The organism is Rhodococcus sp. O3, from assembly GCF_048897285.1.
Classification (GTDB): domain Bacteria; phylum Actinomycetota; class Actinomycetes; order Mycobacteriales; family Mycobacteriaceae; genus Rhodococcus.
Map to the genome: position 1 here is coordinate 15742 of NZ_JBMBTE010000032.1, position 24669 is coordinate 40410.

General features: G+C 64.3%; 17 protein-coding genes. 7 read left to right on the forward strand and 10 right to left on the reverse strand.

Translation table 11 applies throughout. The annotated features are described in order from the left end of the window. Window positions 1-82 precede the first annotated feature (82 nt). From ACN675_RS11835 to ACN675_RS11850, 4 genes are all read left to right on the forward strand, one after another. The gene (locus ACN675_RS11835; protein ID WP_420751051.1) at window positions 83-1753 is read left to right on the forward strand and encodes a DUF4012 domain-containing protein; all 1671 of its coding nucleotides are present in this window, start codon (window positions 83-85) and stop codon (window positions 1751-1753) included. Next, on the forward strand, window positions 1746-2900 hold the full coding sequence (locus tag ACN675_RS11840; protein ID WP_420751052.1) for a glycosyltransferase: 1155 nt from the start codon (window positions 1746-1748) through the stop codon (window positions 2898-2900). The genes ACN675_RS11835 and ACN675_RS11840 overlap by 8 nt, the downstream gene beginning before the upstream one ends. A 16-nt stretch (window positions 2901-2916) precedes the next feature. Then, entirely contained in the window at window positions 2917-3951 is a 1035-nt protein-coding gene (locus ACN675_RS11845; protein ID WP_420751053.1) for an alpha/beta hydrolase, read from the forward strand. Between the two features lie 218 nt (window positions 3952-4169). After that, on the forward strand, window positions 4170-6440 hold the full coding sequence (locus ACN675_RS11850) for a glycosyltransferase (protein WP_420751072.1): 2271 nt from the start codon (window positions 4170-4172) through the stop codon (window positions 6438-6440). A gap of 447 nt (window positions 6441-6887) precedes the next feature. On the opposite strand, the gene ACN675_RS11855 is transcribed toward ACN675_RS11850, so the two are convergent. The 8 genes from ACN675_RS11855 to ACN675_RS11890 all read right to left on the reverse strand — a co-directional run bounded on the left by ACN675_RS11855 (window position 6888) and on the right by ACN675_RS11890 (window position 18134). Beyond that, the gene (locus tag ACN675_RS11855; protein WP_420751054.1) at window positions 6888-9470 is read right to left on the reverse strand and encodes a glycosyltransferase; all 2583 of its coding nucleotides are present in this window, start codon (window positions 9468-9470) and stop codon (window positions 6888-6890) included. A 127-nt stretch (window positions 9471-9597) separates the two neighbouring features. Next, window positions 9598-10818, reverse strand: coding sequence for an ABC transporter ATP-binding protein (locus ACN675_RS11860; protein ID WP_420751055.1), 1221 nt, complete (start codon window positions 10816-10818; stop codon window positions 9598-9600). After that, window positions 10815-11630: an ABC transporter permease gene (locus ACN675_RS11865; RefSeq protein WP_420751056.1), complete on the reverse strand. Its 816-nt coding sequence runs from the start codon at window positions 11628-11630 to the stop codon at window positions 10815-10817. Before ACN675_RS11865 ends, ACN675_RS11860 begins: the two co-directional genes overlap by 4 nt. Before the next feature lie 148 nt (window positions 11631-11778). Next, on the reverse strand, window positions 11779-13563 hold the full coding sequence (locus ACN675_RS11870) for a glycosyltransferase (protein WP_420751057.1): 1785 nt from the start codon (window positions 13561-13563) through the stop codon (window positions 11779-11781). 6 nt (window positions 13564-13569) lie between these two features. Beyond that, complete coding sequence (locus ACN675_RS11875; protein WP_420751073.1) at window positions 13570-15063, reverse strand: sugar transferase; 1494 nt, start codon at window positions 15061-15063, stop codon at window positions 13570-13572. Between the two features lie 365 nt (window positions 15064-15428). After that, complete coding sequence (locus ACN675_RS11880; protein ID WP_420751074.1) at window positions 15429-16439, reverse strand: alpha/beta hydrolase; 1011 nt, start codon at window positions 16437-16439, stop codon at window positions 15429-15431. Window positions 16440-16551: 112 nt separating this feature from the next. Beyond that, window positions 16552-17709, reverse strand: coding sequence for an alkane 1-monooxygenase (locus ACN675_RS11885; RefSeq protein ID WP_420751058.1), 1158 nt, complete (start codon window positions 17707-17709; stop codon window positions 16552-16554). Between the two features lie 221 nt (window positions 17710-17930). Next, complete coding sequence (locus ACN675_RS11890) at window positions 17931-18134, reverse strand: cold-shock protein (protein ID WP_197255165.1); 204 nt, start codon at window positions 18132-18134, stop codon at window positions 17931-17933. Between the two features lie 151 nt (window positions 18135-18285). Here ACN675_RS11890 and ACN675_RS11895 point away from each other — a divergent pair, with 151 nt between their 5' ends. Both ACN675_RS11895 and ACN675_RS11900 read left to right on the forward strand, forming a co-directional pair. Next, window positions 18286-19551: a pyridoxal phosphate-dependent aminotransferase gene (locus ACN675_RS11895; protein WP_420751059.1), complete on the forward strand. Its 1266-nt coding sequence runs from the start codon at window positions 18286-18288 to the stop codon at window positions 19549-19551. 677 nt (window positions 19552-20228) lie between these two features. Next, window positions 20229-21515, forward strand: a complete 1287-nt coding sequence (locus tag ACN675_RS11900; RefSeq protein ID WP_420751060.1) for a YibE/F family protein — start codon at window positions 20229-20231, stop codon at window positions 21513-21515. A gap of 14 nt (window positions 21516-21529) precedes the next feature. Here the strand turns inward: ACN675_RS11900 and ACN675_RS11905 are convergent, their stop codons facing one another. Next, a complete protein-coding gene (locus tag ACN675_RS11905) occupies window positions 21530-22972 on the reverse strand; it encodes an Hsp70 family protein (RefSeq protein WP_420751061.1) in 1443 nt (480 codons plus the stop codon). Window positions 22973-23144: 172 nt separating this feature from the next. On the opposite strand from ACN675_RS11905, the gene ACN675_RS11910 reads away from it, so the two are divergent. Beyond that, a complete protein-coding gene (locus ACN675_RS11910; RefSeq protein WP_420751062.1) occupies window positions 23145-23342 on the forward strand; it encodes a hypothetical protein in 198 nt (65 codons plus the stop codon). A 207-nt stretch (window positions 23343-23549) separates the two neighbouring features. Here ACN675_RS11910 and ACN675_RS11915 read toward each other — a convergent pair whose 3' ends face one another. After that, on the reverse strand, window positions 23550-23843 hold the full coding sequence (locus tag ACN675_RS11915) for a hypothetical protein (protein WP_420751063.1): 294 nt from the start codon (window positions 23841-23843) through the stop codon (window positions 23550-23552). Window positions 23844-24669 lie beyond the last annotated feature (826 nt).

The window sequence follows — 24669 nt, forward strand, 5'->3', positions numbered from 1 at the left end:
GAACCTGCGACGCCCACTGCTCGTGGCCGGTGGTGTTGTCGGGGCTGCAGTGATTCTGTGGTTCGGCTTCTCCACTTGGAGGGTGTACGACGGCCTGCAGGACGCGAAGGCCAGCGCCGAATCCGCCGTCGACGCCGCACTCGGCGGAGACATGAGTGCCGCCGGCGACTCCGTGGCCGCCGCAGAGTCGTCGGCAGCGAGCGCAGTCGACTCCTCCGAATCGGTTCCCTGGCGAGTCCTCCGCCTCCTCCCTCGCGTCGGCGCGCCATTCGAGACCGTGCACCAGATAGCAAAGGTGACCCAGGGACTCACCGCAAATGTCGCAAAACCGACCGTCGAGGCCGGCAGCGCATTCTCCCTCGACACGCTGGTTGCCCCCGGCGGTCGCATCGACGTCGCCCTGCTGCGCGACGCGGAGCCGATCCTCGCCGATGCGGCGATCGCGACGCGCCCGATCGCCGAGCAGGCGGCACGCATCCCCGAGGCCGGCTTGTCCCCGGTCGACAACGCCCGGGTCCAGGTTCGGGATCTGACCGCCCGGCTCGCCGATGCGCTCGACGAAGGTGCCGACGTCGCCCAGGTTCTGCCCGCGATGCTCGGCGCCGACGGACCCCGCAACTACTTCATGGCGTTCCAGACGCCCGCCGAGGCACGTGGTACCGGCGGCCTGGTCGGCGGCTTCGGCGTCGTCAAGGCAGAGAACGGCGTCGTCGGGATCGACACCCTCGCATCGAACAACGACGTCCCCTACTGGGAGAGGTTCGAACCGGTGGATCTCGGGCCCGATTTCGCGGCCACGTACGCGTTCTCCGACTCCGTCACCACCGACATCCGCAACAGCAACTTCAGCTCCCACTTCCCGTACACCGGCCGGATCTGGCAATCCCTGTGGGAGCAACAGTCCGGTCAACGCGTCGACGGTGCAATCGCCACCGATCCGATCGCGTTGAGCTACGTCCTCGAAGCGATCGGGCCCGTCACGCTGCCGAACGGGGATGTGATCGACGCCGGCAACATCGTCGACGTCACGCTCTCTTCCAACTACCTGCGCTTCGCCGACGACAACAACGGCCGCAAGCAGTACCTCCAGGACATCGCCGCCGCGGTGGTCGCGAAGATGACCGGATCCATCGAGTCGCCCAAGGCGCTGATGGACGCGTTGTCGAGGGCGGTGAGCGAAAACCGCATCGCGGTGTGGAGCGATCGTCCCGAGGAGCAGGAGGTTCTCGCCGACAGCGCCATCGGCCACACGGTTGCGGACACCCCGGCGCCCTATGCCGAAGTCGTGATCAACAACCACGCCGGCAACAAGATGGACTACTACCTGCGCCGCGAGATCGAGTACCGGGCGGAGACCTGCACGGGTGACACCCGCAAGTCGACCGTCACGGTCCGCCTCCACAACGACGCGCCCGAGGAAGTGGTCGGCTATCCGCGCTACGTCGCCGGGATCATGGAGACCCGAACCGAGAAGGTCCCCATGGGATCCAACCTCCCGATGGTCAGCCTCGTCGCCACACAGGGTGCCCGGCTCGACAAGGTCACCGTCGACGGCAATTCGGCGTTCCCGCTCCGCGGAACCGAAGTGGGGCATCCGGTTTTCCATATCCGCACAGCCGTCCCCCGGGGCGAGACCGTGGAGGTCGTGTTCGAAATGACCGAGCCGAGCGCACCCGGCGTCGCGCAGACGCCGATCCAACCGCTGGTCGACACCCCGACCGTGACCGTCGACGTTCCGGTGTGCAATGCGTGACCATTTGATGACCGAAGAGGGACGTTCGGTCGTAATCCTCGGCACGCGTGGCTATCCCAGCTACTACGGCGGTTTCGAGACCCTCGTGCGCAAGCTCTCCCCCTATCTCGTGGATCGCGGATGGGACGTGACCGTCTACGGACGCAACGGCACCACCGTGGTCGACGATCCGGGGCGCGATCGGCGCGTCAAGACGGTCACGACCGCCGGCGTCGAGTCCAAGGCACTGAGCACGCTGTCCTACGGGTTGACCTCGGCCGCCCATGCCGCGCGGCACCGCCCGGACGTCGCACTGATCATGAACGTAGCCAACGGTTATTGGCTGCCGCTGCTCAAGGCGCGCGGGATTCCCACCGTCCTCAACGTCGACGGCATCGAATGGGAACGCGACAAATGGAGCACCTCGGCAAAGACGGTGTTCAAGGGCGGTGCTCATCTCACCGCCCGGTTCGCCGACTGTCTGATCTACGACTCGCACGAGATCGCCCGCCGCTGGCAGCGTGATTGGAAGCGGGACGGAATCTTCATCCCGTACGGCGGCGCCGTTCCCCCGCAGCTGGCTCCCGTGGACGGACTGCCGTCACGGTCGTACGCCCTCATGGTGGCCCGCTTCGTTCCCGAAAACTCGGTGCGCGAATTCTTCGCTGCGGCAGAGAAACTCAGTCGGGATTGGGATGTCGTGATCGTCGGATCGTCAGGGTACGGCGACGAACTCGACGCCGAGGCCGATCGGCTGTCGCGATCCTCGGACCGCATCCACTGGCTCGGGCACGTCAGCGACGACGACAAGCTGTTCGCCTTGTGGCAGCACGCCGGCGTCTACTTCCACGGACACAGCGTGGGCGGCACCAACCCGGCCCTGGTGCAGGCGATGGCGTGCGGCGCACCCATCGTGGCGCGCGACACGGTGTTCAACCGGGAGGTTCTCGCCGACTCCGCCCGATTCGTACGGCCCGACGGCGACGCCATCGCAACGGAACTCGCGGCGGTCCTGTCGGATCCCACACTGCAGTCGGACCTCGGTCAACGCAGTCGCGAACGTCAGGCGAGCCACTACACCTGGGACGGTGTGTGCGCGGCGTACGAGAAGGCGATGATCTCGCAGATCGACGCACGAGCAGCAACCGGCCGCAATGCCCACCTCTGAGAATGATGGACGAGAAATGAATCGACGAACCCGGTCACCCAAGGTCCGTGCGGCCGCACTGTCCTCGCTGCTCACCGTCGGCGTCGCACTCGCCGGCCACTCCGCGGCGGTCGCGGATCCCGTCGGAGATACGGGAACCGACGTGGCCTCCTCGACCTCCGCTGACGGTTCGAGACTCGAATCGGTGACCGACATCGACGACCGACACCTCGTCCTCGAGGTCTACTCGGCGTCGATGCAGCGAGTGGTCCCGGTGCACGTGCAGCGGCCCGCGGACACCAGCGTCGCCCGTCCCACGCTCTACTTCCTCGACGGCGCCACCCGCAGCGAGAAGACCGACGTCGAGGAGTTCCTCGCCGACGAGAACGTCAACGTGGTCTCCCCCATCGGCGGCGAGAACGCCTACTGGACGGACTGGAAGAATCCCGACCCAAATCTCGGGGTGAACAAGTGGCGCACGTTCATGACGGAGGAGCTTCCCCCGATTGTCGACGAGGCGTTGGGCACCAACGGGATCAACGCGGTCGCCGGCATGTCGCGTGTGGGCACGGCCGCGCTGCAGCTGGCAATCGCAAAGCCGGGGCTCTACAAGGGCGTCGCGCTCTACAGTGGTTGCGCCAACATCAGCGACCCACTCGGCTACGCGATCGTGACTCTCTCCATGGACCAGTACGGCCAGGGCGATCCATCCAACATGTACGGTCCCGCAAACGATCCGGAATGGGCGGCGAACGATCCGTACGTGAACGCCGAAAAACTCCGGGACACAGAGCTGTTCATCTCCACCGGCAACGGGCTCCCCGGCAGGTACGAAACCCTCGATGGCCCCAACATCGACGGCAGCGTAGCGACGCTATTCCGCCAGGTCTACGCGGGTGGCTCGATCGAGGCGGTCACCAACTACTGCACCCACCGCCTCGCAGATCGCTTGACCGAACTGGATATTCCGGCGACCTACAGCTTCCGCAACAGCGGAACCCATTCGTGGGGCTACTGGAACGACGACTTCCACGATTCGTGGCCGGTCTTGGCACGAGCACTGGGACTCTAAACTGTCACAGCTCCGCCTGAAGTAGATCCGTCAGTGCCGCTTCCAGCTTCCCGGCTCCATTGACCTCGACTTGTACTTGGAAGGAAAGTGCTTTGACCACCCCACCGGACAATACTGCGTCCGAGCTAGCTCGGAAATCGCGGCAGCTGGATGAGCAAGCGAAGGCTCGCTTCGACCTCTTACGGCGAGAGCGTCAGGAGTTGAATCAAGCTGACGGGATGCTGCCGGGTGTGAGCCGCATCAAGAAGCTCGTGTCTATTGTCGCCCCGGAGGGAACCGGCCGGCGACACGCGATTCGTCGGGCAAGAGAGAGCGCGCGGACAGCTCTGGAAACGACCGCGCCGTTGGATTCCCCCCAGCGGAACAGGATTCGAGCAGTTACGACTCGAATTCACAGGTCCTTGAGAGAAAAGCGACTCCGAGACGATTCCTCGACCATAGTTCCTACTCCTGGGCGGTCGTGGGGGCCGGTCACGGTGACAACGTCCCAGAATCCGGTGGTCACCGTCGTAATACCGACCTACGGGAAGTGGGAGTACACCCAACGCTGCTTGACCTCGATCGAGGCGGAGCTTCCGACCACTCCGTTCGAGGTCATCGTCGTCGACGACGCCTCGCCGGATTCATCTGCCGACCGAGTTGCGCTGTGCGGCGGCGTCCGCCTGGTGCGATCTGAGCAGAACATCGGTTTCGTCCGAGCCTGCAATTTGGGCGCCTCGCACGCGCGCGGACGCTATCTCCTGTTCCTCAACAACGATACCGAGGTCCTCCCCTGCTGGATGGATGCTCTCGCGGGAGTGCTCGATCGCGATCCCGATGTCGGACTCGTCGGGTCACGGTTGATCTATCCCGATCATTCACTTCAGGAATCGGGCGGAATCGTCTGGCGCGACGGCACTGCCTCGAATTACGGCCGAGGCGACGACCCCGATCGATCGATCTATGAGGCTGTTCGTGACGTCGACTATTGTTCGGGAGCCTCGATCATGGTTCGTCGCGAACTCTTTGATCAGATCGGCGGCTTTGACGTAGAGTTCGCACCCGCATACTACGAAGACACCGACCTCGCATTCTCCGTGCGAGCTGCTGGCTATAGGGTCGTTGTACAGCCCAGTTCGGCTGTCATCCACCATGAGGGAATCTCAAACGGAACCGACACTTCGTCCGGCGTCAAGCGCTATCAAGAGATCAATCGCGCGAAGTTCGTCCAGAAATGGTCGAGCATCCTCGCAGACCAGCTGGAACCCAACCCCAACAATGTCTGGCTAGCACGTCAGCGCACACGCAACTCCGGTCACGCGGGCGGCATCGTCGTTGTAGTCGAGGATGCAATCCCTTCGCCCGACCGCGATTCCGGGTCCGTTCGCTTTATGGCGATCTTGCTCGGCCTTGCCAAGCTCGACCAGCGTGTCGTCCTTCTCGTCAATGTGGTGCCCACTGATCAACGTCATCTCGACTTCCTGCACGAGCACGGCATCACCGTTCTTTGGGGACGAGAACGAGAAGAGTTCCTGTTTTCAGCAGGACGCCACATTACGCTGTCAATAGTCTCGAGGCCCGACGTTGCAGCTCAATGGCTGTCCCGGGTCAGAGCATCTGCACCAAATTCCTTGGTCGTCTACGATACCGTCGACCTTCACTTCCTGAGGCATGACCGAGCAGCTCAGGTAGCCGAAGAGTGCGGTGACTCAGTCACAGCAGAATGGTGCGCACGTGAATCCAAACGTTACCGCGAGCTGGAACTGACGCTTGCGCAGGACGCCGATGTGACTCTTGTCGTTTCAAAAGTCGAGCAGGAGATACTCGGGGAACTTGTGCCCACTTCGGCAGTCGAAATCCTGTCGAACATCCACGTCACCGACAGCACACGCCAGTCGCCCGATGGTCGATCCGGACTTCTCTTTGTCGGGAACTTCAACCACTCTCCTAATATCGATGCGGTGCGCTGGCTATGCGACGCGATATTCCCGTTGGTCAGGGAACGCCACCCTGAGACCGTGCTGCATATCGTCGGAAACAATCCACCAGACGAGATAGCCGAGATGGACCTCCCCGGTGTCGTTGTGCACGGGTGGGTTTCAGATCTAGTGCCGTTCTATCGAGCTTCCCGTGTTGCGGTAGCCCCGCTACGCTACGGAGCAGGCGTAAAAGGCAAAGTGGGAGAGGCCCTTTCTCTTGGTCTACCTCTCGTCGGGACATCCGTAGCGTGCGAAGCGATGCACCTTAAACATGGACGCGATGTCCTGATAGGAGACTCGGCGGAGACGTTCGCCGAGCACATTTGTACACTCCTCGACGACGACGACGTGTGGCAGACTTTGTCGGACACAGGGGCAGAAACCATCGGTCGAGAACTCGGTCCTGACCGTGCGCGAGCACTACTTGCTCAGTTGATCGACCACTCGAGTGGTTCCTCCGAGCACATCTCTGCAAGCGGCATTTCGCAGGGTTCCGACGATGATGTGCTTCCCCAAGGAAGCAACGCGTGACGCAGTGTTCGGTGCCACGAATGTGATGGCGTAGTGGTGGCGACGATGTTGGTGCAGCCAGTAAGGCGTACATCCCTTCGGGATACCAGCATCGTCGCCATCGCGATTCCGGCCCGTGGATGCCACGTCGATCGCGGACGCGGGCAGAGTGCCGTGGGGGATCAAGGTTGTCCCGGCCTATCGCAACAACTCCGTGGGCCCGGATCAGGTGTACCGCCCAGCGCTACCTGAACCTGGCGGCTTCGCACAGTCGGGAACCCAGAGGACCTTGCGCCGATCCGCCGATCGTCGTCGAACTGATCATTAACCGCAACGGATTCCCTTTGGATATCACGTGTTCGAAGTAGGAATCCTCGAATCCTTCGAATCCCGGCCATAGGCATCACACTAGGCTGATGCGACCGGGGAGATCGCTCAAGTGTCCACACGCCGACCGCCCAAGCGTAGCTATCCGCGGGGACGCAGCCGCATTATCAGGTCAGAACCCGCTCCACGTGCTTTCCTGATCACAGACGCGGCGCCTTCGGCTCGGTATAGACGCCACGCATGTTCCAGCTTCCTGGCGGCCGCGCTTCGCCGGAACTTGTTGCGGAACGACCACACCCGTTCCGATCGAACCTCGTACGCTTCCACGAATGCGGCCGATACCGAGGGGTACTCGCTGTCAGCAACAGGCGTCCAATCACTCTGCGTTCTCGGTCCGTCACGAAGCACCAGCTCTGCGGCATCCAATAGATTGGCCAAATAGATTTCGCCCTGTAGATGCGGCGACCACCGCAGCAATGCTTCTCGCCGAGCCTGCGAGCCGACATATCGTCGGACCGACAAGTCCTCCAGCAACGTCGTGAGAGACGTGATCCATTCGTCGGTCGTCGATGCCAGAAAACCAGTTCGTCCGTGGTCGATCGCGTCACGGAAGGGCTGGGTCGGCGTGGCGACCACTGGCGTCTCTACCAGCGCAGATTCAAGCCATTTGATGGCGGACTTGGCCTCATTGAACGTGCTGTCCGCAGTCAGCGGAGCCAGGCATACATCGACATCGCGAAGCAGACGAGGCAGCTCATGCCAGGGCACAAAGGGAATCCGCTTGATTCGGTCGGAGTACTGACTCATCGCATCTGTCGTCCTTATGTATCCTCCTAGCCAAAGTTCAAGATCGGAGAACTTGGACATTATGGCTGTGATCGCCAGCTCGATGCTCGCCCAATCTGCGTCATGAGCGGTACTTCCAGAAAAGTACCCGATACGAAGCGGTCCTCTGGATCGTGCGGTTGCGAGCGCAGTGTCACTGACTTTGGCGAGTAGCATTCCTACCCCGTTGTCGAACTGTCGCGATGGAAGTCCCGTCACTTCGGTTGCATGGCGGCACAGTTCAGCTGTAGCACCGATGAACATGTCCGCGGTCTCCATCATGGTCCGATACCGAGCCACACCATGCCACCAACGTGAAACATCCGATTCGCTCAGACTTCGGAGGCCATGCACTTCGTTCTCGAGATCCGGGTCGAATACTAGGTCGTCGACGTCGTAAACGATTGGCACCGCGGGATTTTGAACCCGCACACTCCGAACCAGGTCGAGCATCTGTACGGTCGCGGGCACTCTGTATATGACGATCGCATCGAATTCACGAACCAGCAACGGGAGATCCTGATCCCTGTAGTGGCGGATATCAACGTCGATGCCGCGCAAACGCAATGCTTCTGCAGGAAAATGGGCGCGATATCGGAGCGGCGCCCCCTGGATTCCGATAATGAAAAGAACGCGGCGGATGGCAGTGTCCAACTCTGGTGTTCTACCCCGTTCAGATTCAGCGGGCCGCGAATCTGTGGACACCAGCTCGGAGTACATGTTCACCAGCGCAGTCGTCTGGTCGGACAGTTCACGAATCTTCGACGCCGACCCGCGTCCCATCATCCGGCGGGTGCCGACGGGGTCGACGATCAAACTCCGCAAGGATGCTGCAAGTGCGTCGGAATCCGCTGCGGGAACGACCAGCCCGTTCCAGCCGTGCTTCACGGCTTCCTCAGGACCCAACGTGTCGCTGCAGACAACCATGAGGCCCGCGATCAGAGCTTCGCGCGTCAGAATCGAGTGGGACTCACGTGCGATCGATGGCAGTACAAGTACATCGTGCTCAGCCAAGACATCGGGGAGGTCAGCCGGATCGTAACGCGGCAAGAAGCGGACGGCCTTCGGGAGTGCGTTCGTGCGAGGTTCTGTCGTTCCGTACATGTCGAGACTCCAGCCCGAAACATCCGCCAGTTCCCGCGCTGCGGCTTGGAGAACGAGCGCACCCTTGAGGACTTCATTTCCCCCTGCGAACATCATCCGCAGTGGTTGCGCGTCGTCGGATTCGGACTGCAGAGCTGGAGTCTGGGTACGTAGCTCACCGCTGGGCACCCCGTTCTCGTCCACCCGGAGGACTGTATCGGGCACTCCGTTCGCCCGGAGCACCCGCGCAGCGCTTTCCGACGGCGCAAGAATCACATCCGCGGCGCGGAGGTGTGACGCCAGTACCGAATTCCGCTTCGACAGCCAACTACTTTCCACGGCGCATGGGCAGGCACCACAACTGACAACCAGTGAACACGGCCTCAGTTGGGACGACACCAGGAACTGACGCGCACAGAACCACCAGAAATCATGCATGGTCACGACTACGCGGGCACCGGAGTTCTTCGCCGCGCGGACCAACGATCCGCCCAATGTCTGGAGTGAATGGAGGTGAACGATATCCGGTTGAATTTCACCAAGCCACTCGCAGAAGTCCTTCTCAACCTCGGGATTGATGCTGTTCTTCGGATCTGCCCAATCGACCCAGGGTGTCGTAACGATCCACCGCACTGTGACGTCGGCATCACGATCGGTCCACGTAGACAAGGCACGGAGGCTCGAATCGAGATACCCCGCATACACGTAACTCTCATGGCCGGCTTCCGCAACCGCGCGCGCAAGGCGCTGAGGAGCGAGTGTACCGCCGCTGATGAAATTCGGCGGATAGTGTGCCGACACCTGAACTACGCGCATTCATGAATCCTTCTCATGCCTGCGTCGAAACGCGCCGCAGGCATCTCGCAGCCTTGGAAATTCGTTCGTGATGTATTCCTGGATCAGAACGAAATCTGATCGACCGACTTCACCACGACAACCCGAGTCATTGCGCAATTCGTTGTGTAGGTTCGCTCGTCAGGGACCATGCGGTGTTCATCCCTAGATAGCCGGCTGACGCCGTGAGGATGCCTCTACCGACATTGAGCCGGGCAACACCGCGCACCTCGTCGAAGACGTGCTGCATCGTTTCGTCATAGACCGTGCTGGTCAGTGTGTATTCGCCGGGAGCGAGCGGGAGAGACTCCAGGATCAGCTCGGCAGCTCCACGTCCCTCCACACTGCCGACGATGAGTCCCTCGTCGCGCGTATTCCCAGTCCAGAGTTGTGTTCCGTCAGCTGATTCGATGGAGATCGCGAAGATTGGGCTGCTGATGCGTTCATGGGCTGTGAAGCGCAAGCAGATGACGACCTGAGAACCTGCGGGCACAACTCGGTCGAACTGCTCCCTGTTCCGGTCGAGCACTTCGACCGCGTCGACGACAGCCTCGCCTGATCCCCACCGAACCTTTCCGTCCTCGGTCGTGCGAATCCCCGCGCGAGTCGAGTCGAGGTACTTCTCGATCACTGCGTCAGCCGGCCCGACTTCCTTGAGCTGCCCGTGTTCGAGCCACGCAGCGTGATCCGACATGTTCCGCAGCTGACCGAGCGAATGGGACACGACGACTACGGTCCGACCCTCGCGACGGAACTGCGCGAACTTCTCCGCACACTTCTCCTGGAACGCTGCGTCACCCACGGCGAGCACTTCGTCGACGAGGAGCACCTCCGGGTCGACGTTGATGGCGACGGAGAAGCCGAGGCGCACATACATGCCGGAGGAGTAGTTCTTGACGGGCTGGTCGATGAACTCCTCGACGCCTGAGAACGCAACGATCTCGTCGAACTTGCGCTCGACTTCCTTGCGGGTCATACCGAGAATCGAGGCGTTGAGATAGATGTTCTCTCGTCCGGAAAGCTCCGGATGGAACCCCGATCCAACCTCCAGCAGGGCTGCCATCCGGCCGTGCGTGGTGATCTTGCCGGAGTTCGGATGCAGGATCTTGGCGAGACACTTGAGCAGCGTCGATTTGCCGGAACCGTTGTCCCCCACCAACGCGAATGTGGAGGACGCCGGGACCTCGAGGGATACGTTCTTCAACGCCCAGAAGTCTTCGTGCACGGACAACCGCCGCCGCATAACCGCACTCTTGAGCGACTGGTTGCGCTCGTGATAGATCCTGAACTTCTTGGAAACGTCGTCGACCACTACCGCCGGCGTGCTCACAGCGCCTCCGCCAATCCCTTTTCGTGCCGCTTGAAGACCCAGTACCCCACCGCGAAAGTGCCTACCCCCCAGGCCACACACGCCATGCTGGTGGACAGGTCGGGCCACCGGTTGTCGTAGAGCAAGTTGCGGAACACCTCGACGAAGTGCCCGATCGGATTGAGCTGATACAGGTCCAGTACGGTGACCGACCCGAAGAGCGGACCGATCCGGTCGGACTGCTCGGTGACGAGTGAAACGGGGTAGACGATCGGCGTCAGGTAGAACATCAGCTGCAGGACGACCGTCATGATGTGGTGCGTGTCGCGGAAGTAGACGTTCGCGATCGAGAGCATCATCGAAATCCCGGTGGTGAACAACCACATGAACACCATGGCGACGAGAACGAGCGGAATCCACGGCAACGGATTCGCACCGATGACGAGCAGAACGACCAGCAGTACCAGCATTTCGATCGCCCACGTATAGAGCCATGCGATCGAGTTCGATACGACGAGCGCGATGCGGGGGAAGTAGACCTTCTTGACCAGGTTCTCGTTGCCGACGAACGCGATCATCCCGCCGTTGGCGACATTGGTGAAGAACGTCCACGGAAGCAGCGCGCACAACAGCCACACGGCGAAGACGTCGACGCCACTCGGATCGCCGGGTTCCGGCTGGATGCGGATGATGAAGGCGAACACCACCGTGTAGATGACCATCGCCGTCAGCGGATTCGCCAACGACCACAGCTGACCGAGCGCCGTCGCCTTGTACTTGCCCTTCACCTCGCGGCGGACGAGGTTGAGCACCAACTCGCGTGAGTCGACCAATTCACTGACTATCGACAACGGCAAGCGCCTCCTGCATCGGTGTTTACTGCCGCGACCAGGACCTGAACGTCCCACTGGGCATGGCCCCCACCACCCTGCGCGTCGTCCGACTCTATCGGAGCGGCCGCTCCCCCGAATGACGTGGTGGTCATGCTGCCTCCCGTCCGCGGTTCCCGAGATAGCTGCGCAGCACCCGCTGGACCGACAGTTCGGCGCGGATCTGCTCACCGCTGGCGAGGGCGCGCAACCGGCCCGACAAGTGGCCGATCTTGCGGGCGGCAAGCAAGGGTCGCGACCCTCCGTCGGCCAGATGCTCCCAACCGGACTTGTCGACCTGTCCCCGCGTCCCCACGACCTGCGAGGGCGAAATCCGGTATCGCACAACCACACGGGCGTCAACGTCGATCGAATCGACCGCTGCGCCGACGAGAGAGAGCCACCGATCGTGCAGCCATCCGGCCGGCACGGGCGCCGCATACTGCACGAGGCGCGAGTCGATCATCATCGCGGCCCCGGTTGCCATCGGGTGCCGCAGCAGCAGTCGCATCCGTTCGGCAGATGTCGCCTCGTGCCACGCGGCCGGCACCGGGAAACGATCACGCAGCTTCGCTCCGGTGGGCACGCCGTCCTGATCGATCAGCATCCCGTCACCGACCGTGACGAGAGCGCGGCCCGACGACAGACGGTCGCGCTGCATTGCCAATCGGTCGGCTTCCCAGACGTCGTCCTGATCGGACAGCGCGATGTATCGGTATTTCGACGCGGCGGCCCGCAAGCCTGCCTCGAAGTTCGCGGCGATCCGAGTGAACAGGTCGCTCGTGCGGATCTCAGGAGCGCGGACGACCGTCACCGGGATCGGTCCGTGGGTGGCGAAGTAGTCGACCACGAATTCGCTCGATCCGTCGGACGAGCGATCGTCCACGAGGTAGATCGCATCCGGTTTCGTCGACTGACCTGCAATCGAGGCGATCTGCTCCGCGAGGAACCGCATCCCGTTGTGGGTCACCAGCACCACTGCAATGCCGTCGACGACCTCCGCACCGATCGACGAGCGGAAGGGGCTCGGAGCCGGACCGCTGTGGCCGAGAAGGAAGTCGCGCACACCGGCGACAACCGCACGGAACTTCGCTCCGCGGGCATCTTCGATCGTCAACGCCAGGATGGTCGCGATCGTGAGTCGACGCAGCGTGACGAGGAACCATCGTCGTTCCCGTCGGCCGTACCGCCGGAACATCTCCAGGCGGTTCCGGGTGATGTAGTACCGCCGCAGTGGGCTGTGGTGGGTCACCGAGACCCGGCGGCCGAGGATCCGGACGGATCCTCCGCTGCCGATCGGATGCGCAATCTGCACTCGATCGTCCGCGAACACCTGATACCCGTGGACCCTCAGTCGCAGGCACAGATCCGTGTCGACCGAATCGATGACGAGCGTTTCGTCCGTCAGTCCGGCCGAACGCAACCCCTCGGAGTTGAAGACCGCTGCGGACTGGATGATCTCGGGTGTCGGCCGCAGTCCCTCGGAGAAGTCACGGTGGTACCGCATGTCACTGATCACCCCGGGTCCGACGGCACCCCAGGCATGCGGCCGTGTCCTCTCCAGCTCGTCGACCGCAGAGTTCATGGCATCGAACAGGGCCTCGTCGACCACGGTGTCCTGATCGAGCGTCATCACGAACCGCGCGCCCGCCACCAGAGCCGCAGAGAATCCCAGGTTCAGGCTGTGCGCGATTCCGCGATTCTCCGGCTTCATCATCACCGTGACGTTCGGGCACGCATCCAAGCACCGGTAGAACAACGGATCGAGGGTGCGGCTCCCGTCGTCCACGACGTAGACCCGGTCCACGAGACGCGCCACCGTGACGACTCGATCGAGGAGTTCCGTGGCAGGTTCGTAGCAGGCGAAGACGACAGCGTCGATCAGGGAAGTGTGCATCGGGGATCAGTACGCGCCCGCCCCGGCGGCAACCGCTCGGAGGGTCTTGACGACGATGAGCAGGTCCCCGACCATCGACCAGTTCTCCACATAGGACAGGTCGAGTCGCACCGACTCCTCCCACGACAGGTCCGACCGTCCGCTCACCTGCCACAGCCCGGTCATCCCGGGCTTGACGAGCAACCGGCGACGCACCGTTCCGTCGTATTCCGCCACCTCGCGCCGCAACGGCGGACGCGGGCCGACCACGCTCATCTCCCTGCGCAGCACGTTGATGAACTGTGGCAGTTCGTCGATGCTGTACCGGCGCAACATCCGGCCCACGGGCGTGACACGTGGATCGTCTCGCAGCTTGAACAGGACCCCGGCGCCTTCGTTCCTGTCCATCAGCGTCGCTACCTTTTGGTCGGCACCGACCACCATGGACCGGAATTTCAACATCATGAACGGTTGCCCGTCGAGTCCGATACGTACGGATTTGTAGAAGACCGGGCCTTTGCTGGTGAGTTTGATCGCGATCGCCACCGCAATCATCAGCGGACTCGCGATGAGCAACACGAGAGCGGAAAACACCACATCGAATGCAGTTTTCGCGAAGCTCTTGGCACCGTGATATTGGGGTTTCTCCACGTGGATGAGCGGGAGACCGGCCACGGGGCGCATTTCGAGGCGAGGCCCGGAAACATCGATGATTCCCGGAGCGACCACGAGGTCGATCTCGGAATCCTCCAATTCCCACAGCAGATCCCGAATACCGCGATGACCCACCCTCTCGGTATCGGTGATCACGACGGTGTCGGCGCCGGTCTGCTCCAGCGCGGGGACGACGTCGCTTTCGCTGCCGAGCACGGGGACCTCGGTGCCGGCCAAATGGATCGTTCCGCCTCTACGGCCGTCCGGGCCGGGGATACAAGCCCCCACCACGTGGTACCCGTCGGCGGTCCCCCTCGAGAAGGATTCGATCAGGTCACGGATGGACCGCTCGCCACCGACCACCAGCACCGCGGTCTGCAACTGACCGCGTTCGCGCCAGCGCGTCACTCGCCTGCGCCAGAGCCAACGGCCGAGTAGCAGGCCACCCAATCCCGTCGGGAGGGCGATTGCGAGATAGAGGCGGGCCAGGTCGAGCCCCGCGAGCAGCGCCACGATCGCGATGACGCCGAACATCCAGAACGTCGACGAGATGATCCGGCGATACTCCTCGTCCCCGCTTCCCACCACGCGAGGAGATCGGGTGCGGAAGATCGCGAGGACGGACAGCCACAGGGCAACCAGAACAACGGTCACGAGGCCGTAGCCGACGAAACTGACGGCCTTGGACTGGACCTGCACATCGAAAGTCCCGAATCGGACCCACTGCGCCGCCAGGACCGCCGCCGCCACGATCAACGTGTCGGTGATGACCAGTCGCTTCACGTACGTCGCCACCCACAGTCGACGCGCGACGGCACCCCGGTGGGATACGGCGATCGCGTCTTCTGCGGATGCGTGCGTGGGCAGTGCCACGAACCCTCCTGGCACTCGAATTCTTGAACTCACGGAGCTTACAGAATCCGGATCGTTATCAAGTTGAAATCCGTTACTTAACACGCCAAAGTGTGTTCCGTTACACAAAAGCCGCACGGATTCCCCTGGGCGCAGGCAGCAGCACAGCTTTTCCCGTTATTTCACGTAACGAGCACCTACCGCGTCGTTCGAACGGTCGAATTTCATTCCGCCAGCAGCGCGTCAGCAATTCGAAGTGATGTAATTCCGTGGTGCATAACGGAACCGACGTCCGGGGAGCCGACAGGGCCCGCGCTCGGGCACAAATGCACGGCCCCATCGCGTCGAGGAGTATGCGAGCGAATCCAGATGTCGATCTGCTACTCGTCGGCACCCATTGCCGCCGCCAGCTGCGGCCACGACTCGTGCAACTCGTCCTGCCAGTAACCCCACGAGTGCGTCCCGACCTCACGGAACCGGACCGTCGCGTGGATGTCCAATTCCTGCAGGCGGTCGGCGAGCCGGTGCGTGCACACATTGGTGGCCGCCTCGAGGAGGCCTCCCCACACGATCTGCTCGATCAGCATCGGCGCCTGCGGGGAGCGTGGCAGGAACGGACTGTCGTGGGGACCGGGGAGCCCGCTGCCGTTGGAAATGTACAGAGACAGCCCCCGGAGCTTCTCCGCGTTGAGGTAGGGGTCGTGCGCCTCCCACCCCGGGCCGTCGTAGGGTCCCCACATGTCCGTGGCGTCCTTTGCGCCGGCCACCTCGACGACGGACCGGACGTATGCCTGGCCGAGAGGGTCGCTGGTCTGCGCGCATCCGCTGTACGACGCGACCGCCCGATACAGCCCCGGCGCCTGGATCGCCAGATCGAGCACGGACGTGGCGGCCATGGACAGGCCCGCGATCGCGTTGACGCCCGAGGCTCCGAGCGTGCGGTCCAGCACGGGAGGCAACTCCTGCGTGAGGAAGGTGCCCCACTTGTTCGTGCCGGATGCGGGATCGTCGCGCAACCAGTCGGTGTAGTAGCTGATCATGCCCTCGGCGGGAATGACGACGTTGACGTTCTTGTCCGCGGTGAACTCGAGGATGTCGGTCTGGTTGAGCCAGGTCATCGCGTCCTCGCCGCCACCGGCCCCGTTGAACAGGTACAGCGTCGGCCGCGGCACGCTCGGGTCGGCGGGACGGATCACGTTGAGGGTGATGGTGCGGTCCATGGCCGGGGAGTGCACGAACACGTCCCAGCGCCGGTCCCCGACCTGCTCGATCCGCTCGACGACCGCGAGCCCGTCACCCGGTTCCACCGCGGATCCCGGCGCAGCCCCGGCGGGAGCATGGACGAGCGCGGCGAGCACCACACCGGCGAGCACCACTCCGGAAAGCCACACCGGCCGACGCACCGCGCTACCGGCACCGCCCTTCCGAAGAGCTTTCACGTTCAACTACCCCCCGCAACCCGCCCCGACACGGACGGACGCACACGCGTCCGTGTGACCAGGATTACGTAACGGAGGGGTAACGCGCAAGGATTTTGGCTTCTTTGCGCGGGTCGATGTTGATTCGCGTCGGGTCGTAGCCGTAGTGCTCGAGCACGCGACGATCCATGACGCGGCGCCACAGGGGTGGCACGAGCGAGACGAGGACGAGCACCGCGTACCCGGCGGGCAGCTGCGGTGCCTCCGGCATGCTGCGCAACGTCTGATAGCGGCGCATCGGGTTCGCATGGTGGTCGCTGTGCCGCTGCAGGTTGTAGAGGAACAGGTTGCTGCACACGTGGTCGCTGTTCCAGCTGTGGGGCGCGGCCACCCGCACGTAGCGGCCGTCGGGCCGCTTCTCCCGTAGCAGACCGTAGTGCTCGAGATAGTTCACGGCCTCGAGGAACATCACGGCCATCACCGCTTGCACGACGAGCCACGGTGCGATCCGCCAACCGAAGGCCGCGAGGAGGGCCGCGTACAGCGCGACGCTCATCGCCCAGGCGTTGAGGATGTTGTTGCGAATCGGATTCCACGGCGACCGCCCGCGGCGACGCAGCCGCGCGCTCTCGTAGCCCCAGGCCGAGCGCAGGCTGCCGATCACGGTCCGCGGCAGGAAGCGCCAGTAGCTCTCGCCGAAACGAGCGGTCGCAGGGTCCTCGGGCGTCGCCACCCGCAGGTGGTGACCGTGATTGTGCTCGACGTAGAAGTGCCCGTAGAAGGGCTGGGCGAGCGCGACCTTTGCAAGGCGCCGTTCGAGCTTCGTCCGTTTGTGTCCGAGCTCGTGGGCCGCGTTGATACCCACCCCGCCGACAACGCCGAGCGTGGCGGCCATCGCGAACTTCTCGAACGGGCCCATCGGGCAGTTCACCCAGGTCCAGCAGCCGAACACCAGTCCCGCGTACTGCAGCGGCACGTACAGATACGTGCACCAGCGGTAGTACTTGTCGCGCTCGAGGGACTTCATGACCGCCTCAGGCGGATTGGTCCGGTCCTGGTCGACGAACCGATCGACGAGCGGCGCGATCACGGCGATGACGATCGCCCCGGCAGCCCAGAAGACACCGAGGTGCAGGAAGCGCACGAGAATCCATGCCATGAACGGGCTCAGCGGAACGGCCAGTCCGAACAGCCAGAGATGGCGTTTCGGGTCCCTCCATCGCGAACCGATCTCGTCGTCCATCGGCACAGCCGACCCCCCGGACCCACCCAATTCCACCACATACTTCCAGCCGCATTGCTACGCGCCGGCTGTCCTCGCCCCCGAACACAGCCCCATCGCCTCGAAGAGTAATGCACGGAGGTTGAGCCCTCATGTGGTCCGTGATGGAGCCCACAAACAGCACAACGGTGGTGCCAGGTCACAACCCCTGGGCACCACCGTTGTGAACGGGGGACGCGAAATCAGATGGCGCGGACGCCCTGCGCCTGCGGGCCCTTCTGACCCTGACCGATCTCGAACTCGACGCGGGCACCCTCATCGAGGGTCTTGAACCCGGTGCCCTGGATCTCGGAGTAGTGGACGAAGACGTCCGGCCCCCCACCGTCCTGTTCGATGAACCCGAACCCCTTCTCCGCGTTGAACCACTTCACAGTTCCCTGCGCCATTTCCGCTGACTCCCTCTACATCCACATCCGGACGTCACCCCGACGTCGCGGTCAAGTGGCCATCATCGCACTGATTGTGACGATCGTCGCGGCGGACGCGTCGGAGGTTTCGGAAAATCCGGTTGAAATGGAGTTGCGCGCCGGTGGCACCATGGACGCCGTGACTATCGGAGAGCAAGGCCACCTTCACCACCGCATCACCCGCCCGCTCGAGCAGTCCTCGAAGCTGCAGAACGTGCTGTACGAGATCCGCGGGCCGGTGCACGCCCATGCCGCGCGACTGGAAGCGGAAGGTCACCGCATCCTGAAGCTGAACATCGGCAATCCCGCCCCGTTCGGCTTCGAGGCGCCCGAGACGATCGTGCAGGACATGATCGCCGCTCTCCCCCACGCCCAGGGCTACTCGGAGTCCAAGGGCATCGCGTCGGCGCGCCGCGCGATCGTCACACGCTACGAGCTGGTGCCGGGCTTCCCCAAGCTCGACATCAACGACGTCTACCTGGGCAACGGCGTCTCCGAGCTCATCACCATCACGATGCAGGCACTGCTGGACGACGGCGACGAGGTCCTCATTCCCGCGCCGGACTATCCGCTGTGGACTGCGATGACCTCCCTCGCCGGTGGCACTCCCGTGCACTATCTGTGCGACGAGTCCAACGACTGGAATCCGGATATCGCCGATATCGAGTCCAAGATCACAGATCGCACCAAGGCCCTGCTGGTCATCAACCCGAACAATCCCACGGGCGCGGTGTACTCCCTCGAGGTCCTGACGCAGCTGGTCGAGCTGGCCCGCAAGCATCAGTTGCTGCTGCTCGCCGACGAGATCTACGACAAGATCCTCTACGACGACGCGAAGCACATCTCGCTCGCGACGCTGGCACCCGACCTGCTCTGCCTGACCTACAACGGCCTGTCGAAGGCGTACCGGGTGGCCGGCTACCGCTCCGGCTGGATGACCATCACGGGCCCGAAGGAACACGCTGCCGGCTTCCTCGAGGGCGTCGATCTCCTCGCCTCGACGCGCCTGTGCCCGAACGTCCCGGCGCAGCATGCGATCCAGGTCGCGCTCGGCGGCTACCAGAGCATCGAGGACCTGATCCTGCCCGGTGGCAGGCTGCTCGAACAGCGCGATGTCGCGTGGGAACGGCTCAACGCGATTCCGGGCGTCAGCTGCGTGAAGCCGCGCGGCGCCCTGTACGCCTTCCCGCGGCTGGATCCGGACGTGTACGAGATCCACGACGACGAGAAGCTCGTGCAGGACCTGCTGCTGCAGGAGAAGATCCTCATGGTCCAGGGCACCGGCTTCAACTGGCCGAACCACGACCACCTGCGGATCGTCACGTTGCCGTGGGCCCGCGACCTCGCCGTCGCAATCGAGCGGTTCGGCAACTTCCTGTCGAGCTACAAGCAGTAGCGTTCACGCAGGGCAGCGTTCTCGCAGGGCAGCGTTCTCGCAGGCCACGGGCTCGGTCCGCGCGTCGGGCCGGGCCGCACCCGGCGCCGCGGTGGGTTTCGATCCGAATTTTTCGGACACCGAAGCCCGCCGTGACACGCCCGAGACGCACGACACGCCGATTGTTGTGGAATGTATATCTGGAGTCCCCACCAGTGCATTTCCGCAGGTAGAAGGTCCCTAATAGGTCCCGAATCGGACAATCGGACCAAGTGGTGAGGCGGGACACACCTCAGAAGACTTTCCCGAACACGGACATAGGAAGTAAGTTTGTCCATGGCACGGCGCGACCGTGCCGGGCTCCCTGACCGACGCCATCCCCCCTGTGCGAGGTCAGGTGAAGGTGGCGGGGACACCCCCCTGCTCCCCGCCACCACCAGCCCAACTCATTCTCTTCCGGCCCCGAGCGCATCGAACGCTCAGTCGCCACGGCCCGTGAATCTCGGCGGGAAACTCACTCGCGATCACGATTGAACCACAGATTTTCTGGGTAATCCACACAGAAGGCTCTTTCCGGGCCGATTTTTTCGTGCCCGAGGCACGATCTTGATGCATCCACTTGTGCGGGGTGCACAAACGAGACCTGCGCGGCCGCGCCCCCATCCGGTCATCACGAATAGGGTGGCTAGCCTGTCCCGGTGAGTCACGGACACGGACACGGGCACGGGCACAGCCACGACGGCCCGGTCCCGCTCGGCCCCACCGCGGCCCGCGTGGTCGTCGGACTGCTGACAGCCATCGGCCTCGCCGTTCTGCTCGGTACTGCTGCACTGTGGCCCAGCAGCAGGTCCATCGACATCCCCGCGCCTTTCCAGACCTCGGGCGGTGACGCCGTCGTCACCGAGGCGGGCACCGTCGTCATCCAGGACACGGGCTCGTGCGGCAGCACCTCCTCCGGCCGTGTGTTCACCGGCGACCCGGTGCCTCCCGCGACCGACGCCTACGAATGTTCCCGCAGCGTCATCGCCATCGAATCGGGTCCCAACGAGGGCACCCGAACCCTGCTCGAGATCGCCCCGGGGCCGGGACAACCGGAGTTGCACGCCGGGGAGAAGATCCGGCTGGTCCGCCAGACCGATCCGTCGGGCGCGACCCAGTACTCCTTCTACGACTACGCCCGCGGTCTGCCCCTCACGCTGATCATCGTCGCGTTCGCCGTGGTGATCGTGGTGGTCGCACGGTGGCGGGGACTGAGGGCTCTGATCGGCCTGCTCGTTGCGTTCGGGGTGCTCGTCGGTTTCATGCTGCCGGCACTACTCGACGGGAAACCGGCCGTGCCGGTCGCGCTCGTCGGCGGGTCACTCATTCTCTACGCCGTGTTGTACCTCGCGCACGGAGTGAACCTGCGTACGAGTTCGGCGCTGCTGGGCACCCTGGCGTCGATGGCCCTCGCGGCGCTGCTGTCCTATCTGGCGATCCGCCTGACCAATCTGACGGGTCTGTCGGAGGAACAGAACACCGACGTGCAGTTGTACCTCGAGCACGTGAGCATCACGGGTCTGTTGCTCGCCGGATTCATCATCGGATCGCTCGGTGTCCTCAACGACGTCACGATCACGCAGGCGTCGTCGGCGTTCGAACTCGCGGCGATCGACCCGTCCGCGAGCCGCCGCGAGGTGTTCACCTCCGCGATGCGGGTCGGTCGCGACCACATCGCGAGCACCGTCTACACGCTGGTGCTCGCGTACGCCGGCGGTGCGCTACCACTGCTGCTGTTCTTCAGCATCGCCGGACGATCGATCTCCGACGTCCTCACCGGCGACGCCGTCGCGATCGAAATCGTGCGGGCCTGCGTGGGCGGCATCGCCCTGACCCTGTCGGTGCCGCTGACCACCGCTATCGCGGCGCTGCTCGCCCGGCCCGTCGGATCGGGTGGCGGGCCCGCACCCGTCGTCGAACGGGCCCGGGGGCGGCACGCCCGCTGATCACCGCTCGGACGTCACCGCGCGGGCAGCTCGAGCCTGGGCAGCTCGATCCGCGGCAGCTCCACCGTCGGCAGGACCGGGACCGGGATGTTCAGCCCCGGGATCATCGGCGGGGGCGGCGGCGTCTCGGGGGCGACCGGCACCTGCCGCTGCGTGGTCGGCTCGGGTTCCGGTTCTTCGGTGGTCGTGGTGACCGGTGCCGGCGCCACCGCGGGCCTCGGTGACGGCTTCGACGACGGCGGCGTCGTCACCACCGTTTCCGCGGGAGCGGACTCGTCGACCGGCTCCGAACCGAAGACGGTGTTGCCGGCTCCGAGCGCGACACCGATCAGGGCCACCACCATCAGAGCGGTTCCCGCGAGGCCCGCGCCGCTGATCTGCTTGCCGCTCACCCGGGGCCCGCGGGCCGTGAGCATCCCCCGCCAGGACCGCGACTCGTCCGCGTCCGCGGCATTCGCGGGATTCTCCTTCGGACGGGCGATCCGATCGGTGCGCTGGTCCGTGGCTGCGAATCCGCTGACACCGACCGGCGTCCCGGCCGGGCGCGTAATGCGCTCGGTCGCCCCCGGCGGCGGGACGATGCGCGTGGTCATGCCCGGTATCGAGTCCTTCGGCCGACCGGCCAGGAGAGCGCCGCCCTTCGCCAGAACCAGCTCCGGCTCGTGCGGCACCACCAGCGGCAACCTCAGCCAGGACCGCAGAACCTCCTGGACGAGCGGGATGTGCGCGCCGCCACCGAGCAGCACGATCGCCTCCGGATCCCGGCCGGCGCGCTCGACGATGTCGCGGACGAACCGCGCGGACGATTCGACGCACTGCGCGATCAGCGGGTCGAACGTGTCCCGCGACATGAGAATGAGCCCGGCAGCGCCCGGCACCGCGACCGCGTCGCTCGCGGACAGCTGTTCCTTCGCCTCGCGGCACTGCGCGTCGAACTCGGTGACGGTCGCCGGATCGTCGGGCAGCCACACGCCGTTCGTGCCGAGCTGGTGTTCACGGATCGCAGCGTCGAACACCCGTCCCCCGACGGTGTCGGTGCGTCCCGCGAGGACCTCCCCGGACGGAAGGTCGACGACGGTCACGGTGAGGCCGGAATCACCCAGGTCGTAGAACACCGCCGTGTCGGTGCAGAGCTCACCGCTGGCACGCAGATACGCCAGCGCCGCCTCGGACTCGGAGACCAGGTCGAACCGCTCGAGACCCTGTTCCGCCATGGCCTTGCGGATCCGGTCGGCCTGCGCCGCGTCTCGGTACACCACACCGAGCGCGTCGATCGGCTCCCCTGCCACGCCCGTCTGGAACAGCACGCCCAAGGTCTGTGCGGCGAGACGAGCGGGGTCGTCGCGACCTGTGTCCACCACCTGGAACTGAAATCCCGCCGAGGGCGTGGTCCGGTCGATCGGACGCACGATCCGGACGGCGCTCTCCCCAACGGTCACCCCGAGTACCGAACTCATCAGCCGCCTTCTGCAATTCCGGCGCCGCTCCAGTGCTCACCCCCGGCGCCCCAAGACGCCCCGATGTTACCCAACGGTCTCGATACGGCATACGGGGAATTGAAGGGACCCGTTTTCCACCGCTGTGGTACGGCTCCGGCGCGGCCGGCCGGGCGGTGCACAGGAACAGAGGATGCGGGTCCTCTTCGTATGCACGGGAAACATCTGTCGATCGCCCACGGCCGAGCTGCTGACCACCTCGTTCGCAGCCGAGGGCGGGCGACCCGGCCTCACCGCGCACAGCGCCGGCACCGCGCCCTGGTCGGTCACGGTATGGAATCGACGGCCGCGCCGGTGCTGCAGCAGCTCGGCGGCGACCCGCAGCCGGTGATCACCGCGGCCCCGCAGATGATGCGCGTCACGTTCACACTGCAGGCGGCCGCCCCGCTGCAGCAGGCCAGTGGTGCCTCGACCGTCGCAGAACTGTCGACGACCCGGGTGCATGCGACTGCACCCGGGCTCGACGACATCACCGATCCGATCGGCTGCGACGAAGAGACCTTCGCCACGGTCGGAACCGAGATCGCGGATCTCCTGCTTACCCCCGCCGGCCCGGATCCACGACCGAGCTTCCGTTCAGCGGCCGCATCCGCGCCTGCACACCGTGTAGGCGGGGAACCGGCTCGACGCGCGGGACTGCTGCGCCCGTTGCGGCCGCCGTCGTCGCCCTTCCGGAATCGTCGGACTCGTAGAAGTACCGGTATTCGTAGGCGCCGGGTTCCTTCGACGGGGTCATCGTGACGAATTCGTCGGACAGGGCGTTCACCGGATGCGGGCACGTTCCGGGGACGTGTCCGTCCAGCCACGGTGGTGCCTGAGCAACTTGGCGCACGAAGCGAAGCTTTCCTACGAAACCCGGCTGCCCTGATAGATCTCACCGACCGACGCACCGGACGGGATCGACACGAACAGACGCGTCGACGCTTGTACCGCGGTGCGGCGAGGAGCGTCGGATTCGAATGTGCGAACGGCAGTGGATGATCCACCACACCATCGGGCGCGTGGCGATCCCACCCCGCGACGACCGCGGCCGACTCGCGCTGCTCGGAATCGGCTGTGAAGAGATCTCGTGCCGGACTCGGCAGAACGTGCACTTCGCGTTCGGCGTCGCACGCCGGGAATCGGGCATTCGTCGCTCGCTCCAGCGGTTCGTCGTCGTCACCGCTCGCGACAAGGACGGTGGGGTGTCCCATTTCGTCGACGACCCCGCGCTCGAGAGCAGACCGGAAGAGAGGGAAAAGGAACATCTGCTCGAAAAGGACTGGTGTGCACCGAATCTCATCGATACGGGGGTCGACGGTCCAAGAGCACCCCCCTCGGGCTCGGACATTCCGTCGGATGCGACGAACAGGCCCTCGACGCCGTCATCCACCGTGGGAGGCAGCACGCCCTGGGATTCGGGCGGATACCGGCGGGCGTCCGTCGACTCGGCGTCGGGCAACCCGACCGGGTTCGGTTGCACGACAATACTTCCGATCGATGGTGTGCATCCGGACCCGAGGGTCCGATCTTCCACGTGCGCGGAAGCAGGCCCGCAGCACGTTCCACGGACCTGTTCGCGAGACCGACGGACACCTTCGGTCGGAGTCCGCTGAGCCATCGGGCGTCGCCGCAAGGCAACGGGTGCGTCTCCGTATGTCCTCCCCGACACCATGGAG